This is a genomic window from Brenneria rubrifaciens, from assembly GCF_005484945.1.
GTDB lineage: Bacteria > Pseudomonadota > Gammaproteobacteria > Enterobacterales > Enterobacteriaceae > Brenneria > Brenneria rubrifaciens.
Map to the genome: position 1 here is coordinate 3,439,694 of NZ_CP034035.1, position 17,364 is coordinate 3,457,057.

The window sequence follows — 17,364 nt, forward strand, 5'->3', positions numbered from 1 at the left end:
CGTCCGCCTTGTCACGTCTGGAAATAGAAATCCGGCAAGAGACAACTGGTAAGCCGCTGTTCATCGTGGAATAATCCATTGCTATGAGTAAAAAAGCGTTATCCGTTCAGTTGAGAGTGGCATGTAGCGCCTGTAGCCGTTTTTGTGCGTTACAAAAGCTGTTCGCCCGATGCGCCAGCGCGCTCTGCGTCGGCGTTTTGCTATTGCCCGGCATGAGTTACAGCGCAGACAACCAGCAACAGCTTAAAACGTTGCAGCAGGATATCGCCGAGAAAGAAAAACGCGTTCAATTGCAACAAAAACAGCGCGGCGCGCTGGTTCAACAGTTGAAAAAACAAGAGCAATCCATCGCGCAATCAAGCCGCCAACTGCGTGAAACGCGTCGTATCCTGTCCGCGTTAGACGAAGAACTGAACCAGTTGAACGCATCTATCTCCCGGTTACAAACGCAGCACCTTTCCCAGCAGCGTATCCTCTCCGACCAGCTTGATGCAGCGTTCCGTCAGGGGCAGCACAGTGCGCTTCAACTTATTTTGAGCGGTGAGGAGAGCCAGCGCAGCGAACGCATTCTGGCCTATTTTGGCTATCTGAACGAAGCGCGTCAGAAATCCATCCTTGCGTTACAGCAAACGCGTACCGAACTGGCCAGTCAGAGAAAATTGCTGGAGCAAAAACAAGCACAGCAAAATGCGCTGCTGAACGATCAACAGCAACAACAGCAGCAACTGGAACAGGCGCAATCCGAGCGAAAGAACACCCTTTCGACGCTGGAGAGTTCGCTGGAAAAAGATCAACAGCAGCTCACGGAGCTTCGCCAGAACGAAGCCCGGCTGCGCGATCAAATCGCCCGCGCAGAACGCGAAGCCAGGGCAAGGGCCGAGCGGGAAGCGCGCGAAGCGGCCAGGGTTCGGGAAAAAGAAGAACGGGCCAAACGCAGCGGCGGCAGCTATAAACCGACAGAAAATGAACGCTCTCTGATGGCTCGCACCGGCGGCCTCGGGCGTCCGTCCGGTCAGGCGGTCTGGCCGGTACGCGGACGTATCGAACATCGCTTTGGCGAACCGCTGCAAGGCGAACTGCGCTGGAAAGGGCTGGTCATCGCCGCACCGGAAGGCACTGAAGTCAAAGCCATTGCCGACGGCAATGTCCTGATGGCCGACTGGCTACAAGGCTACGGTCTGGTCGTGGTGGTTCAGCACGGCAAAGGCGATATGAGTCTGTACGGCTATAACCAAAGCGCATTGGTCTCCGTCGGCGCACAGGTGAAAGCCGGTCAACCCATTGCCCTCGTCGGAACCAGTGGCGGACAAAGCCAGCCTGCGCTTTATTTTGAAATTCGCCGCCAGGGTCAGGCGGTCAATCCACAACCTTGGATGGGAAGATAGTCTTGTCTTATTTGAAACCCCAATATCTCTACGCTCTCGGTCTGCTGACACTCTCCCCTTTTGCGCTGGCCGGGAAACTGTCCATTGTCATCGATGACTTCGGCTATCGCCCTCATAACGACAATCAGGTTCTGGCGATGCCGACGGCGATTTCGATCGCCGTCCTGCCCAATGCGCCTTATGCTGGAGAAATGGCCGCTAAAGCCCATAAACAGGGGCGAGAGGTTCTGATTCATCTGCCTATGGCTCCGATGAGCAAGCAGCCGCTGGAACGCGATACGCTACACCCGGAAATGAGCAGCGAAGAGATCCAGCGCATTATCCGCCAGTCAGTCAACAACGTGCCTTACGCCGCAGGGTTGAACAACCACATGGGCAGCGCGATGACGGCCAGTCTGCCGGGCATGCGGAAAGTGATGCAGGCGATGAGCGCCTACCCGCTCTATTTTCTCGACAGTATGACGATCGCCAGCAGCAAAACCAGTCAGGCCGCCGCCGGAACCGGCATCAAAGTCATCAAGCGCAGAGTGTTCCTGGACGATACGCAAAACGAAGCCGATATCCGTAAACAGTTTAACCGCGCGGTGCAGATAGCCAGACGCAGCGGTTCCGCGATTGCCATCGGGCATCCGCATCCTTCAACCATCAAAGTGTTACAACAGATGCTGCCGGCGCTGGAGCCGGATATTGTTTTAGTGCGCCCCAGTCAGTTGCTGAACGAACCAGCCCGGCATGATGAGCCGCTGCCTCCGTCGGAGGCGCCGAAGCAGGTCAAACCGTCTAAACCGTTCCGGGGAGTATCGCAATGTCTGGCGAAACGGCCGCCGGAACCGGTGAAGAATGATGCCATCTTCAAACTGGTCAGCAGCAGCATTCGCGAAAGCGCCGCCGCCACGTTCATCAAACGGCGTTGGCAGACCTGGGTAGCGCCAGCGGAAACCGATGAGAAAAAACAGCCGTAATCTTCAGAGGGCCCCGGCCCCTATCTCTTTCATAGCCTGTGTTTGCCGCCAATCACAGGCGCAGATCCAGGGATAAAGCAACACCAGGCTGCTTGCCCTAAAATGAAATGCTATTATAGCGATTATAAAGAGTGTGAGGCGCGGTGTCTCACCAGCAAGATCAACAAGGGTAGATCCCATGATTATCGTTACTGGCGGCGCCGGTTTCATCGGCAGCAATATCGTAAAAGCACTGAATGACACTGGCTATCGGGATATTTTGGTTGTCGATAACCTGAAAAACGGCACGAAATTCGTCAATCTGGTGGATTTGGATATCACCGATTATATGGATAAAGAAGATTTCATTGCCAGCATCGTTGCCGGTGACGATCTGGGCGATATCGATGCCGTGTTCCATGAAGGCGCCTGCTCATCCACCACCGAGTGGGACGGCAAGTATATGATGGAAAACAACTATCAATACTCCAAAGACATCCTGCACTATTGCCTCGACCGCAGCGTTCCTTTCCTGTACGCCTCTTCAGCCGCCACCTATGGCGGGCGCAACGATAACTTCATCGAAGCGCGTCAATACGAACAGCCGCTGAATGTCTATGGCTACTCCAAGTTCCTGTTCGATCAATACGTACGCGAAATACTGCCGCAGGCGGAATCGCAAATCTGCGGCTTCCGTTATTTCAACGTCTACGGGCCGCGTGAAGGTCATAAAGGCAGTATGGCGAGCGTCGCGTTTCACCTGAATAACCAGATCAATCAGGGTGAAAATCCGAAACTATTCGCCGGCAGCGAAAACTTCAAACGTGATTTTATCTATGTCGGCGATGTCGCCGCGGTCAATCTGTGGTTCTGGCAAAACGGCGTCTCCGGTATATTCAACTGCGGCACCGGCCGGGCGGAATCTTTCCAGGCCGTTGCGGATGCGACGCTGGACTTCCACAAAAAAGGCCGCGTGGAATACATCGAATTCCCGGAAAAACTCAAAGGGCGCTATCAGGCTTATACACAGGCAGACCTGACCAATCTCCGTGCGGCAGGCTACGACAAACCGTTTAAAACCGTTGCCGAAGGCGTCGCTGAATACATGACCTGGTTAAACCGTTCTGTTTAATCGGACAAGGAATAGATAAGCGCGATGAAAACAGCATGATGAAAATCCTGGTCATCGGCCCTTCATGGGTAGGCGATATGATGATGTCGCATAGTCTCTATCGCACGCTGAAGGCTGAACATCCGCAAGCGGTCATCGACGTGATGGCGCCAGCCTGGTGCCGCCCTCTGCTGGCCCGCATGCCGGAAGTCAATCAGGCGCTGGCCATGCCGCTGGGACATGGGGCGCTGGCGTTAGGCGAACGCCGTCGGCTCGGCCTCTCACTGCGTGAAGCCCGTTACGATCGCGCTTACGTGTTGCCCAATTCGTTTAAATCCGCACTGGTGCCATTTTTCGCCAATATTCCACAACGCACCGGGTGGCGTGGTGAAATGCGTTACGGCCTGCTGAATGATATCCGGGTTTTGGATAAAGCCGCCTTCCCGTTGATGGTGCAGCGCTATGTGGCGCTGGCCTATGAACGAGGCCGCCTGCGTAACGCGCAGGATCTGCCGCGGCCGTTATTGTGGCCGCGGCTACAGGTCAGCCACACTGAAATCACCGATATAACAACAAGCTTTGGTCTGAATAGCTTACGCCCGATGATTGGCTTTTGCCCCGGCGCGGAATTCGGCCCGGCCAAACGCTGGCCGCATTATCACTATGCTGCTCTGGCGCAATCGCTGATTGAAAGAGGCTATCAGGTTGCCCTGTTCGGCTCAGCCAAAGATCGGCTGGCAGGCGACGATATTATTCAGGCGCTGACGAAAGGCGCGCGGCCCCATTGCGCTAATCTGGCCGGGCAAACCTCGCTGGAACAGGCGGTCGTGTTAATCGCCGCCTGCCACGCCGTCGTCAGTAATGATTCCGGGTTAATGCATGTCGCCGCTGCGCTCAATCGCCCGCTCATTGCCCTTTACGGGCCAAGCAGCCCGGACTTCACCCCGCCCTTGTCGAATCAGGCGGAAGTCATTCGCTTGATTACCGGTTACCACCGGGTGCGCAAGGGGGATGCGGAGCAAGGATACCATCAAAGTTTGATCGACATTCAGCCCGATCGCGTCCTCACCGCGCTGGAAAAATACCTGACCCCACCGGGAGAAAACGCATGAGGGTGTTGATCATCAAAACATCTTCCATGGGCGATGTGCTTCACACACTACCTGCCCTGACGGATGCCATGCATATCATCCCCGGCATCCAGTTCGACTGGGCGGTAGAAGAAGGATTTGCCCAAATCCCCAGTTGGCACCCGGCAGTGGCACGCGTCATCCCGGTGGCCATCAGGCGCTGGAGAAAAAGCTGGTTCAGCGCCGCCACCAGACGAGAGCGGGCCGCTTTCAGGCAGCAACTGCTTGCCAAACGTTACGACGCGGTGATTGACGCGCAGGGGCTGATAAAAAGCGCCGCGCTGATAACACGTCTGGCCCGCGGAAAAAAACACGGGCTGGATTACAAAAGTGCCCGTGAGCCGCTGGCGAGCTGGTTCTATAACTATCGGCACGCTATCAGCCGTCAGTTGCACGCGGTGGAACGCGTACGAGAACTGTTCGCGGCCAGCCTGCGCTACAGGAAACCGGCCGAACGCGGCGATTACGCAATTGCCGCCCGCTTTCTTTCCCCATTACCCGCGGATGCTAATCAATATCTGGTTTTTCTCCACGCCACGACCCGGGATGAAAAACATTGGCCGGAACCTCACTGGCGCGAACTGATTTCTCTGCTGCAAACCAGCGGCCTTCAGATCAAGCTTCCGTGGGGCGCGGAGCATGAGCATCAGCGAGCGGTGCGTCTGGCGGAAGGTTTTTCCCACGTCGAGGTGTTGCCGCGTTTAACGCTACAGCAGGTCGCGGAGGTGCTGGCTGGCGCGAAAGCCGTCGTATCCGTCGATACGGGGCTGAGCCATTTAACGGCCGCGCTGAATCGCCCCAATATCACCTTGTATGGCCCGACCGATCCAGGATTAATCGGGGGGTACGGGTTAAATCAGGTGGCGGAACTGTCTGAAAATCATCAAATGATGGCGATTCCCCCGGGGGAAATCCGGCGGAAATTGGATCAGGTGATAAAATTAACAACATCAGGCGAGTAATCCCGCTCTCCCACTATTTGAATAAATACATGATCAATGAATTAAGATTTGATCTGGAAAATCCTTCCGGCATCAGCACAACGCTCGCCTCTTATGCCATCTTCCCCGGCTGTTTACTCACGTTAGGCGTCATGCCGTTTAGCACCATTATTGCCGGGTTGATTTTCTATTTAACCGGATCGCTGTCGGTTTTTTACGTGATGACGCACCTAAAAACCATCCTGGCGGCCAAACGGCTTCTGGCGATCCCGCTGTGCCTGCTGGTTCTTGGACTGACCAACCTTATCTGGTATCACCAATACTATCAGCCGGAAAATCTCTTCCCCGCGGTCTACAATGCTTATCGGACTGCCGCCCATGCCTGCATTCTGGGCGCATTCATCTTGCTGACGACGCTGCATATCACCCATGAGAAACAGGGATTTCAGCTCCCCGGCATCATAGCGATCAGCGCACTGACGCTGGGCTACGCCTTTTACCAATCCTTGTTTAGCGGCATGCACCGTATAGGGCTGATATTTGGACAGGCAACCAGCGCCGCCTACTTTCTCACGTTTATCGGCGCGCTGAGCGCACAGGCGCTGCTCAGACTCAACTCACGTTATAAATACCATCTCTATCTGGCTCACTTCTTACTGGTCACCATTGCCATCATTTTGACAGAAACGCGCGCGGCGATTTTTGTCTATCCCATTGTCGGCGCCATGATCCTGTTATCGGAAGTCCGTCACAATAAGCGTTTGCTCATCAAAGCGTTCCTGGGCTCGGTCATGACCATCCTGCTGTGTTCGTTGCTCTTTCACGACACAATAAACAAACGAACCGACGACCTGCTGAACGATGTACGCAACTACAGCATGAATAACAGCAAAACATCGGTTGGCGCGCGCATCGCCATGTATCAATCGGGGATTGAAGCGGGGAAAGAGGTGCCGCTCGGGCAATCCGCCGAGCAGCGTTCAGCACATATTACCGCGCTGGCGGAGCAAAAACCTGTTTTAAGCGGGGCGGTAGCCTACCTGAACAACCATCTGCACAACGAATTGATTGACGCGTTTTCCATCAAAGGGTTACCAGGCGTACTGATCCTGGTGATGCTATATGCGGCGCTGCTCTATTTCTCGTTTTTCGTTCTGCGCAGTCATCTCTCAGCCGCGCTCCTGTTTGCCCTGCTGATGTATGGACTCAGCGACGTGATTTTGTATTCACGAGATATGCTCATGGCCTGGCTCATCGCATTCTGCCTCGGAACAACATTAACCGGCAGATGGCTGAAACAGTAATTTTGCATGATACGTTATGACGTATCATTTATCTCTGTGAGAGAGGATCAGGTTTTAGTACCATATCGGGATAAAATGGCGCATGCCCAACGGTTGTGCCGCCCTGCTAGGTCATTTCAGTCCACTGGTAGCTGTCGAGCCAGGGGCGGTAGCGTTTTTATAGCCGACAGCCATTTAAGGAACGCGAGTGAGTCAAAAAGCCCTTCCCTGTCATCGGATTTTGGTCGTGAAATTGCGCTTTCATGGCGATATGCTGCTCACCACACCGCTCATCAGCACACTAAAAACCCATTATCCTGATGCAAAGATCGATGTTCTGCTGTACGAAGACACTCGCCCCATTCTCTCGAAAAACCCTGACATTCACCGGCTCTACGGCTTAAAAAGAAAAACGGCGACCTTGCCGGAAAAAATAAAAGAATTCGTCACGATACGGAAATCCCTTAAGCAGAATCATTACGATTTGATCGTCAATCTGGCCGACCAGTGGCCCGTGGCGCTGTTAATTAGCTCGTTGGGAAGCCGAAGCATTGCCGTAGACCGCGGCGATCGTCTTAAAGGAAAACTTTGGCGTTCATTTTTCAGTGATTGCGTGCGTCCGCAGGGTGAGCACATCATCGAACAAAACCGTTCGATGCTCTCCCCACTAGCGCTGCCCGCAACGCAACAACAAGACCGTATGTCGCTTTATTACGGTCAGGAAGATGCCGAACAGATTTTCGGTTTACATCCGCATCTACGGGAACAGCCATACGTCGTTATCCAGCCGACGGCCAGACAGCTTTTCAAATGCTGGGATAATGAAAAATTCGCTCAGGTTATTGATCATCTTAAAGAAAATGGGTTAGACGTCATACTGACCTGCGGCCCCTCGCAGAGCGATCTCGACATTGTCCACGACATTCACGCCCGGTGCGGGCATAAACCAGACATCACTTTCGCCGGTAAAACCCGCTTTTTGGAGCTGGCCGCGTTAATCGACAACGCAGCGCTTTATATTGGCGTCGATTCCGCCCCGATGCACATGGCGGCAGCGTTGAACACGCCTGCCGTGTGCCTGTTCGGTCCCACAGACCACAAGAAATGGCGGCCCTGGTCGGATAACAGCATCGTCATCTGGGCAGGAGACTATCAGGCGATGCCGGAAAGACGGCATCTCGATCGAAACCGGAAATATCTCGCCTGTATCCCCTCCCAGGACGTGATTCGGGCTGCGGAAACCCTGCTTGCCGAGCATGATGGCCGCCCGCCGCGCGCTGGCGGGAAATAAGGAATCGCCGATGAACATTGCCATCTGCCTGTATAAATATTTTCCCTTTGGCGGGCTACAACGCGACTTTTTCAGCATTGCCCAAGCCTGCGTCAATCAGGGGCAGCATGTCCGCGTTTATGTGCTGTCATGGCAGGGTGAAAAACCGGATAATCTTGAGATTATCCTCGTACCCGCATCCGGCATGAGCAACCATCTGCGTAACCAGCGCTATGCCGCATGGGTTCAACGCCATCTTCAACAGCATCCTGTCGATCGTGTTGTTGGCTTTAATAAAATGCCGGGGCTGGATTTCTACTATGCCGCCGATGTTTGCTATGCGGAGAAAGTCGAGCGGGAGAGAGGATTCCTCTACCGTTTGACGCCCCGCTACAAGCATTATGCAGCCTTTGAGAAAGCGGTATTCGAGCGCGGCAGTCACACCAAAATGCTGATGCTGACGCAGCGCCAGATTGCGGACTTCAAAAAACATTACGACACGCAAGATGAGCGCTTCTTCATCCTGCCGCCGGGCATCGCCCTAAACAGAAAATACGATCGCCAGGCGCCTGATGGCCGACAGAGATTCCGTCACGCACAAGGTATCGATGAAAAAGCCGTTGTTCTGCTTCAAGTGGGTTCCGATTTCAAACGTAAAGGCGTTGAGCGCAGCATTCTGGCCATCGCCAGCCTGCCAGAGACGCTTCGCCGGAAGCTGATTTTTCTGGTTGTCGGGCAGGATAATCCCGAACGTTACCGGTCATTGGCCCACCGATCGGGGGTTGAGGAAAACGTGCGTTTTTTCGCTGGACGCGATGATATTCCAGATTTCATGGCCGCCGCCGATCTGCTGATGCATCCGGCCCATCAGGAAGCCGCGGGAATCGTTCTGCTTGAAGCGATTACCGCCGGGTTACCGGTGATGGTCACCGATGTGTGTGGCTATGCCTTCTATATCGACAAGGCGCAGGCAGGGTGCGTCATCCCCTCGCCGTATTGTCAGGCATCGTTGAACACGCCGTTGCGAGCGGCGCTGAGTCAGCCGGAGACATTGCCGCGCTGGTCGGAAAATGCCCGGCATTTCGCCGATACCGAAGATTTATACAGCCTGCCGGAGAAAGCAGCGATGCTGATTTCAGGTGGTCATGAGTGAATGAACAGCATGATTAAACTCAAAGAACCTTTTGCGTCGCTGTGGAAAGATCGCGATCCATTTGAAGAAGTCAAAAAACTGGACGGCGACGTGTTCCGGGCGTTGGAAAGCCGTAAAACACTGCGTTTTACACTGGCCGGACGTTCCTGGTTCGTCAAGATACACCGTGGTACCGCATTAAAAGAGGCGTTAAAAAACTTGCTTTCGCTGCGTCTGCCGGTGCTGGGCGCCGATCGTGAATGGTCAGCCATTCACCGCCTGCAATCGCTCGGCGTAGACACCATGATTGGGGCGGGGTTTGGGCAGCGCGGACTAAACCCGCTACAGCGTGAATCGTTCATCATCACCGAAGATCTAAGCCCGACCATCAGTCTGGAAGATTATTGCGCCACCTGGCTGGAAAGGCCACCGTCGCTGAAAGAGAAACGGCGCCTTATCCAACGGGTCGCGGAAATGGTCGGAAAGATGCACGCCGGCGGGGTGAACCATCGAGACTGCTATATTTGTCATTTCCTGCTCCACCAGCCTTATACGCCTGCGGATATCCAGTTCAAAATCTCGGTGATTGACTTACATCGGGCGCAAATTCGCAGCATGGTTCCGCAGCGCTGGCGTAATAAAGATCTTATCGGGCTCTATTTTTCATCACTGAACATCGGTTTAACGAAAAACGATTTGCTTTGGTTTCTCACCATCTATTTTGATCGTCAACCCTTGCGCGCCACTCTGCAACAAGAACAGTCCTTACTCCGTGAAGCGCGCATTAAAGCAGAGAAAATACGTCAAAGAACGGAACGCAAGTCATTGTAATTCACAGCCAGATTAACTTTATGAATATACTCTTTGTTGGTGAAGCCGTTTCTGGATTCGGCGGTATCGAAACCGTACTTAAAAAAGTGACCGGTTTTTTAGCAAGCGATAACGAAACACAACCTGCTTACACCCTCTACTTCCTGTGCCGCGACGATCGTATGGATAAAACCTGGTTACAGGGTAAGCATAGTGTCTGCCATCGTTCGGGAATCAAAATTTCTTTCCTGAGACGGCTCAGTCATACTTTCGCGCTGGCCCGCTATCTCAAACAAAATAAGCCAGATGTCGTCATCGCTTTTGACTCGCCCTCCTGCCGCGTTGCCGCGCAAGCAATCCAACGTAGCCAGAAAACGATCCCACTTATCTCGTGGTTGCACTACTCACTCGATCATAAAAAACATTCGGAGCAGGTGCGCTGCGCTGACTATCACCTGGCAATCAGCTCTGGAATCAAACAGCAGTTGATCAACCGTGGCGTAGCAGACGAACGTATCTCGGTAATTTTTAACCCGGTGACGCCGCAACCAACCGTGATCCCTCGCCCTGCCAGTACAGAAGGCGCTGTCTTTATCTACGTGGGGCGCCTGAAATTTGAAGGGCAAAAACGCCTTAAAGACATGCTTGATGCGCTTTCTGGTCTGACGGGCAATTGGACATGTCATTTTATTGGTGATGGTTCTGATGCGGCGATTTGTAAAGACTACGCCAGAGAACAAGGGATAAGCGATCGTGTCCACTGGCACGGCTGGCAGGCTAATCCTTGGGAATATATTCAAAAGAATATCAAAAACGTTTCCGCTTTCGTCATGAGTTCCGCGTTTGAAGGACTCCCCATGACGCTACTGGAAGCCATGTCCTACGGCATTTATTGCGTCAGCAGCGACTGCCCGTCCGGGCCGGGAGATATCATAAGGGATGGAATTAACGGGCAACTTTATCCGCCTGGCTCGTCGGCTTTACTACGCGATACGTTGCAAAACCTCGTCAATCAACAGACCATGCCGACAGCAGAGAATATAAAGTCTTCCATACACCATTTCTATGATAAGAATTACTACAAGACGATGAAAGAGATAATCGATACCATTATTCGTCATCATATGATCAGATAATCGTAAGCGGGACTCGCTATGCATTTTAAAAAAGATGATGTGATTACAGAAACCGTTGCTTTCTTATTTTCCCCTGCACATTCTGATAAAAACGTCCTGAATATTTCTTTCGGCACTGATAAAAATTTCTTATTTGGCTGCGCGGTTTCGATCGCGTCCATTCTTTTGAAGAATAGCAATCAATCATTGGCTTTCCATGTATTTACGGACACGCTCGATCTAGAAAACCGGGGAAAATTTAACGCACTGGCAAAACAATTTCATACATCAATTACACTATATGTCGTCAACTGCGACTGGTTGAAGCGACTTCCAAGCACCAAGAATTGGTCATACGCCATCTATTTTCGCTTTATCGCTACCGATTATTTTTATAACCAACTGGATAAAATCGTCTATCTGGATTCAGATATTGTCTGCAACGGCTCTCTTCAGGAATTAATTGAACTGGATATAGACAACTATATTGTTGCCGCCGTTACTGAAGGAGAGCATCCCTGGTGGGAAAAATGCGCCCAGCGGCTGGGAGCGCCTGCAATACGAAACGGTTATTTCAATTCTGGCTTCTTGCTGATTAATCTCGATAACTGGCACAAGAATGATATCACGCAAAAAACGATGATGATGCTGACAGATAAAGACATCGCCAGCAAGGTTTCCTATCCCGATCAAGACATCTTAAATATCCTACTCCCAGGAAATATTTTATTTCTCGAGAAAAAGTATAATACGCAGTTCAGCATAAACTATGAATTGAAATGTAAAGCCGGTGAAACCTATCCTCATCCTATAAATGATAACACGGTGTTTATTCATTATATCGGGCCGACCAAACCCTGGCATGAATGGGCTCGTTATTATAAATGTTCCAATTATTTTCTCACCGCGAAGAAAAACTCACCGTGGTGTGATTCAAAACTGCTTAAGGCACACTCAGTAAGCCAGTTGCGTTACAGTGCAAAACATCAATTACATAATGGAAAACTACTTTTGGGCTTAAAAAGTTACGTATCTTACTTTTTAAGAAAAATATACTAATTATCAACAGTCTAACAATTCATATGTATTTTAACGAAAATATCATTAAACAAAAAATAGAGCTATATCGGGCTCATGAAAAAAATTCAAATAAAAAATCATTACATATTGCATACGGTATTGATAAAAATTTTTTATTTGGTGCAGCTATTTCTGCCACATCAGTAATAATCAATAACGATCTCTCTATTTCTCTGCATTTTTTTATTGATTTCATTGATGACGAAATGGTCTCTCGATTAGAAAAGATGGCAGAAAAATTCCATATTGATATCACTATATATCATATTGACAATACCCCCTTAGAGAAACTTCCAATAAAAAAATGGCCGTACTCTGCTTATTATCGGCTTATCGCTTTTGATTATCTTGGCAAAGATATCAACAAGTTACTTTATCTCGATGCCGATATAGTCTGTAAAGGAAAGCTTGACGATCTCACAACATTGGACTTAGTTGACCATGTGTGTGCCGTTGTTCCAGATATAAAAGAAATGCATCCTAAAGCCGTAGAAAGATTAGATTTACCTGATCTGAAAGGTGTATATTTCAATTCAGGTGTTATGTTAGTAAATCTTGAGAAATGGAATCAAGAGCAACTAACATCAAAAACCATTTCATTTATATTAGAAAACTCGCATCTGAAATATCCCGATCAAGATGCTTTGAATGTATTATTAATTCATCGAACATATCTTCTACCTCGAAAATATAACTGCATATACACTATAAAAAGTGAATTGAAAGATAAATCGCATCAGAAATATAAAGACCTAATTAATGCTGAATCCATTCTTATTCACTATGTCGGCACTACCAAGCCATGGAATGAATGGAGTGAATATCCATCTACGGCCTATTTCAGTAAAGCTTATAATATGTCAACATGGTGTGACGTCCCCCTTACTAAACCTGTAACGCCACTCCAATGGAAGAAGAAATCAAAGCATGAATTTAAAAAGGGGAGAATCATAAACGGAATCGTTAGCAGAGTAAAATATATTATAGAAAGGTGATAAAAATAACTCAATTGTAACATCACGGCAATAATGACATGAATATAACATCTGTGGTAATTATTTATAATTCAGCGCTAAAAGATTCTGATACGCTGAAGAGCATTTTAAGATGTCAAACTGAAAATATAACGTTAGAAATATGCGTTTGGAATAACGGCCCCTTGCTGCTGAACGAAACTGATGTATCTGAATTTCTGTCAATATGTCAGGGAAAAGGCATAGGCGTAAGAATTTATCAGGATACCCAAAACTTATCCTTATCAAAAATTTACAATTTTTTTATCAAAAATGAAAAATTCGAATTTATTACTATTCTGGATCAGGACTCTCATTTACCCACGAATTTTTACACAAATATAGCATTACATCCCGATGCAGACATTATTACCCCTATCATTATTGCAGAAAAAAATGGTGCTAATATCCAGACAGACCCCCATATCGATGGGGATATAAATATAATGATAGATGAAGGTAAAGTAGACGTAAAAATAGATTCTGTTATGTCAGGCTTGGCTCTATCTCAAAATGGCATTGACAAGATTATGTTATTTAGAGGCTATGTTTTTGAAGAAAGATTAGCATTTTATGGCATCGATAGTGATTTCTTTAGAATAATAAACATAATGATTGACAATAAAACCCCGCTTAATATCTATTGCTCAAACAGAATATATCACTCCTTCGCAATGTTTAATATAGCCAACAGAACAAACTCATTCCGTATTATGGAATTGTTTTACTATAAATCTTTTATAAGAAATGAATATCAAAAAAAATCAAAAATAAGCACTATATATATATATTTAAGAGACTTTCTACGAGGTAAAATAGAATTCTACAGAATGAAGAACTTACTTGTTTTCACAATAAATAATATGCATCCTCGATCAAAAATAGATTTAAATAAAAAAACAGTACCAACACATAGAATTGAGGATTAAGAATTAAGAATTAAGAATTAAGAATTAAGAATTAAGAATTAAGAATTAAGAATAACTTTGTATAAAAAAATATACTACCTCTATTAGTTTACCCTCGAACCTACATAGGATGTATACATGATAAAAATAAACTTACTCAAATTACAAACTCATGGCGATGAACGAGGTTCCCTTGTCGCTCTGGAGCAAGATAAAAATATTCCTTTTGAAATAAAAAGGGTTTATTACATGTTTAATACTAAAAAAGGAGTCAAGAGAGGTTTTCACGCACATAAAGAGTTAAAACAGGTTGCTATTGCTGTAAGAGGATCCTGTAAATTTTTACTCAATAACGGAACAGAGAAGGTAGAGGTCCTTTTGGATGACCCAACACAAGGACTGTTAATAGAATCATTCATTTGGAGAGAAATGTATGATTTTTCAGAAGACTGTGTACTAATGGTCCTTGCGGATAGATTATACGATGAATCTGATTACGTAAGAAACTATGATGATTTTCTTAGTTTTATTCGAGGAAATTCATAATGTTTATCCATCCATTAAGCGATGTTCATTCAAAAAACATAGGCCCACAAACAAAAATCTGGCAATTTTCAGTGATACTGGAGAAAGCAAAAATAGGTTCAAACTGTAATATTTGCTCGCATACCTTCATTGAAAATGATGTTATTATAGGTGATAACGTAACCATAAAATGCGGTGTGTATATATGGGACGGGATAGTAATTGAGGATAATGTGTTTATTGGCCCAAATGCAACATTTACCAATGATAAAAATCCTCGTTCAAAAAAATACCCTGAAAAATTTTTAAAAACAATTATAAAGAAAGGGGCATCAATAGGAGCAAACGCAACAATATTGCCAGGTCTCACTATAGGCGAATATTGTATGATTGGCGCGGGATCTGTGGTAACTAAAGACCTGCCAGCTTATAGTATTGCCTTAGGGAGTCCGGCTAAAATTACAGGAAAAATAGATAATAATCATGATTAACTTTCTCGATTTACAGGAAATCAATAAACAATATCAAAATGAACTCAAGGAGGCTTGCTCAAGAGTTATTGATTCTGGATGGTATGTTACAGGAAAAGAATTAAGCAATTTTGAAAGTAAATTTGCAACCTTTTGTGGAACCAAATATGCAATTGGCGTAGCCAATGGATTAGATGCTCTAATTCTTACACTTCGAGCATGGAAATTGCTGGGTAAACTCAATGATAATGATGAAGTTATTGTTCCAGCAAATACTTATATCGCCTCAATACTAGCGATTACTGAAAATAATCTAATACCTATTCTAGTTGAGCCAAACAAGGATACTTATAATTTATCACCAGAAAACATTCGTCCAGCTATAACAGAAAGAACAAGAGTCATATTACCTGTACATTTATACGGTCAACTGGCGCCAATGGAAGATATATTGCATATAGCCAAAGAATATAATCTTTTGATTTTAGAAGATTCTGCTCAAGCACATGGCGCTCATATCGCAGGAAAAAAGGCAGGTAACTGGGGAGATGCCTCAGGCTTTAGTTTTTATCCAGGAAAAAATCTTGGTGCTTTAGGTGATGCAGGCGCTGTCACCACCAATGATGGTGAATTGATGCAAACGATAAAAGCCTTAAGAAACTATGGTTCGCATCAAAAGTATGAGAATATTTATTGTGGAGTAAATAGCCGTCTGGATGAAATCCAAGCAGCAATGCTTTCTGTAAAACTGGCTTATCTGGAAAAAGAAACTTTATGTCGACAAAAGATTGCGAAAATATATCTTCAAGAAATTAACAATCCGCTCATTACGCTTCCCGTTGTAGAATTCAAAACAAGCCATGTATGGCACTTATTTGTTGTAAAATGTAAGAAACGCCATGATTTTCAGGAATACTTGCTTAAAAATGGCATTCAGACGCTTATTCATTATCCGATACCACCACATAAGCAAAAAGCATATTCTAAGTTTAACCATTACACCCTCCCTATTACAGAACAGCTTCATGACGAAGTCATTTCTTTACCCATATCCCCAACCATGAAGATTACTGATGTTAATTACATAATCAACGTTATCAATGCTTTTTCTTTATGACTTTTACAACATAGACTGATAATATCAGTCTATAATAACTGGTACACTTGAATTTTGAATATATATTTGTAAATTGGACAGTTTGAATGAAAATAAGTATTTTTGTACCAATGTATAACCATGAGTCATATGTGGAGAAATGTTTAACCAGTATATGCCTCTCATATAGTGACGAAATATACATCGTCGCCTGTGATGATGCCTCTACAGATAACACCTATAGCGTAGCAGAAAAAACATTAAAAAGGCTGAAGAATATACATCATGAGAAATTAGATTACAGCCTGCTTAGAAATAAAAAAAATCAAGGTATTTGCTTTAGTCTCAACCGTTGTATAGAGTTAATAAAAACTGAATATTGTTATTTAATTGCCAGCGATGACTACCTTATAGAAAAATCTCTCGACCTAGCTGTTGATACCATACAGTCGGGGAATTATGATGCCATAATAAGTGATTGCCGTGTTGTCAGTATGGAAGGGAAATTGCTTTTTGAAAGTGCGTTTTTCGACTATAGGAATGCTAGCGAAGTAGCATTAAAATCCAAATATATGAAAGATGAACTCGTAATGAACTGGACAGTCCCTGGCCCGTCGCTTCTATTACGTAGATCCGTCTATGATCGAATTGGTAACTATCAAATTGGATTGAAAGCCGAAGACAGAGACTTTTATCTCAGATTACTTTCTCAGTGCAATGTTATATTTTCAGAGAGAAAAATAGCCTGCTATCGAATACATGATCAAAATATTTCCGCATCCGAAAGATACAAATGCAATATAAACCAGGAAATGGCATCCGTTAATGTTAAACATGCTAAGCTTTACTCTGGATTATCCAGAGCCTATTTAGAAACTTATGCTTTTAAATTAACCTCTGAAGAAGAAAGAATTGCACGGCGTCATAGAGAGAAATTATATAAAGCATTTAAACGAAAATTAAAATTACTATCATTTCTACATCTAATATAATTATTTAAAATATAGTTTTATAAAATAGTCACCTGAATAAATATACTCGTTGCAACATATTTACCGCTTATAAAGATCAATAGAAAAATATTCGGTTTAAGGAAGAATGTCTGCCACCATACAGCGATGATTTCCACCTAAAACAATCACCTGTTTACCGAA

The 17,364-nt window shown here is 46.5% G+C and carries 17 protein-coding genes; all 17 read left to right on the plus strand.

Translation table 11 applies throughout. The annotated features are described in order from the left end of the window. The first annotated feature begins 83 nt into the window (after positions 1-83). Positions 84-1,385 carry a murein hydrolase activator EnvC gene (envC, locus tag EH207_RS15290; RefSeq protein WP_137714773.1) on the plus strand — a complete coding sequence of 434 codons (1,302 nt, stop codon included), beginning with the start codon at positions 84-86 and terminating at the stop codon, positions 1,383-1,385. Positions 1,386-1,387: 2 nt separating this feature from the next. Further along, the gene (locus EH207_RS15295; protein ID WP_137714774.1) at positions 1,388-2,347 is read left to right on the plus strand and encodes a divergent polysaccharide deacetylase family protein; all 960 of its coding nucleotides are present in this window, start codon (positions 1,388-1,390) and stop codon (positions 2,345-2,347) included. 178 nt (positions 2,348-2,525) lie between these two features. Beyond that, positions 2,526-3,458, plus strand: coding sequence for an ADP-glyceromanno-heptose 6-epimerase (rfaD, locus tag EH207_RS15300; RefSeq protein ID WP_137714775.1), 933 nt, complete (start codon positions 2,526-2,528; stop codon positions 3,456-3,458). Positions 3,459-3,496: 38 nt separating this feature from the next. Continuing rightward, entirely contained in the window at positions 3,497-4,549 is a 1,053-nt protein-coding gene (gene rfaF, locus EH207_RS15305) for an ADP-heptose--LPS heptosyltransferase RfaF (RefSeq protein WP_137715379.1), read from the plus strand. Further along, positions 4,546-5,529, plus strand: coding sequence for a lipopolysaccharide heptosyltransferase RfaC (gene rfaC / locus EH207_RS15310; RefSeq protein ID WP_137714776.1), 984 nt, complete (start codon positions 4,546-4,548; stop codon positions 5,527-5,529). The genes rfaF and rfaC overlap by 4 nt, the downstream gene beginning before the upstream one ends. Positions 5,530-5,558: 29 nt before the next feature. Then, a complete protein-coding gene (locus tag EH207_RS15315) occupies positions 5,559-6,812 on the plus strand; it encodes an O-antigen ligase family protein (RefSeq protein ID WP_137714777.1) in 1,254 nt (417 codons plus the stop codon). Positions 6,813-6,999: 187 nt separating this feature from the next. Continuing rightward, on the plus strand, positions 7,000-8,082 hold the full coding sequence (gene rfaQ / locus EH207_RS15320) for a lipopolysaccharide core heptosyltransferase RfaQ (protein ID WP_137714778.1): 1,083 nt from the start codon (positions 7,000-7,002) through the stop codon (positions 8,080-8,082). Positions 8,083-8,092: 10 nt separating this feature from the next. After that, positions 8,093-9,214 (plus strand): glycosyltransferase family 4 protein, encoded by a 1,122-nt coding sequence (locus tag EH207_RS15325; protein WP_137715380.1) that lies wholly within the window; start codon positions 8,093-8,095, stop codon positions 9,212-9,214. Between the two features lie 9 nt (positions 9,215-9,223). Then, positions 9,224-10,024, plus strand: coding sequence for a lipopolysaccharide core heptose(I) kinase RfaP (gene rfaP / locus EH207_RS15330; protein ID WP_137714779.1), 801 nt, complete (start codon positions 9,224-9,226; stop codon positions 10,022-10,024). Positions 10,025-10,044: 20 nt separating this feature from the next. Continuing rightward, complete coding sequence (gene waaB, locus EH207_RS15335) at positions 10,045-11,139, plus strand: lipopolysaccharide 1,6-galactosyltransferase (protein ID WP_137714780.1); 1,095 nt, start codon at positions 10,045-10,047, stop codon at positions 11,137-11,139. Between the two features lie 18 nt (positions 11,140-11,157). Further along, positions 11,158-12,177, plus strand: coding sequence for a lipopolysaccharide 3-alpha-galactosyltransferase (gene waaO / locus EH207_RS15340; RefSeq protein WP_137714781.1), 1,020 nt, complete (start codon positions 11,158-11,160; stop codon positions 12,175-12,177). 23 nt (positions 12,178-12,200) lie between these two features. Beyond that, the gene (locus EH207_RS15345) at positions 12,201-13,193 is read left to right on the plus strand and encodes a glycosyltransferase family 8 protein (RefSeq protein ID WP_137714782.1); all 993 of its coding nucleotides are present in this window, start codon (positions 12,201-12,203) and stop codon (positions 13,191-13,193) included. A gap of 38 nt (positions 13,194-13,231) precedes the next feature. Continuing rightward, positions 13,232-14,140 (plus strand): glycosyltransferase family A protein, encoded by a 909-nt coding sequence (locus tag EH207_RS15350; RefSeq protein WP_137714783.1) that lies wholly within the window; start codon positions 13,232-13,234, stop codon positions 14,138-14,140. Between the two features lie 117 nt (positions 14,141-14,257). Then, the gene (locus EH207_RS15355; RefSeq protein ID WP_377804801.1) at positions 14,258-14,665 is read left to right on the plus strand and encodes a sugar 3,4-ketoisomerase; all 408 of its coding nucleotides are present in this window, start codon (positions 14,258-14,260) and stop codon (positions 14,663-14,665) included. Next, entirely contained in the window at positions 14,665-15,135 is a 471-nt protein-coding gene (locus EH207_RS15360; RefSeq protein WP_137714784.1) for an acyltransferase, read from the plus strand. Before EH207_RS15355 ends, EH207_RS15360 begins: the two co-directional genes overlap by 1 nt. Next, positions 15,128-16,231 carry a DegT/DnrJ/EryC1/StrS family aminotransferase gene (locus tag EH207_RS15365; protein WP_137714785.1) on the plus strand — a complete coding sequence of 368 codons (1,104 nt, stop codon included), beginning with the start codon at positions 15,128-15,130 and terminating at the stop codon, positions 16,229-16,231. The genes EH207_RS15360 and EH207_RS15365 overlap by 8 nt, the downstream gene beginning before the upstream one ends. An 86-nt stretch (positions 16,232-16,317) precedes the next feature. Beyond that, entirely contained in the window at positions 16,318-17,202 is an 885-nt protein-coding gene (locus EH207_RS15370; protein WP_137714786.1) for a glycosyltransferase family 2 protein, read from the plus strand. Positions 17,203-17,364: the final 162 nt, after the last annotated feature.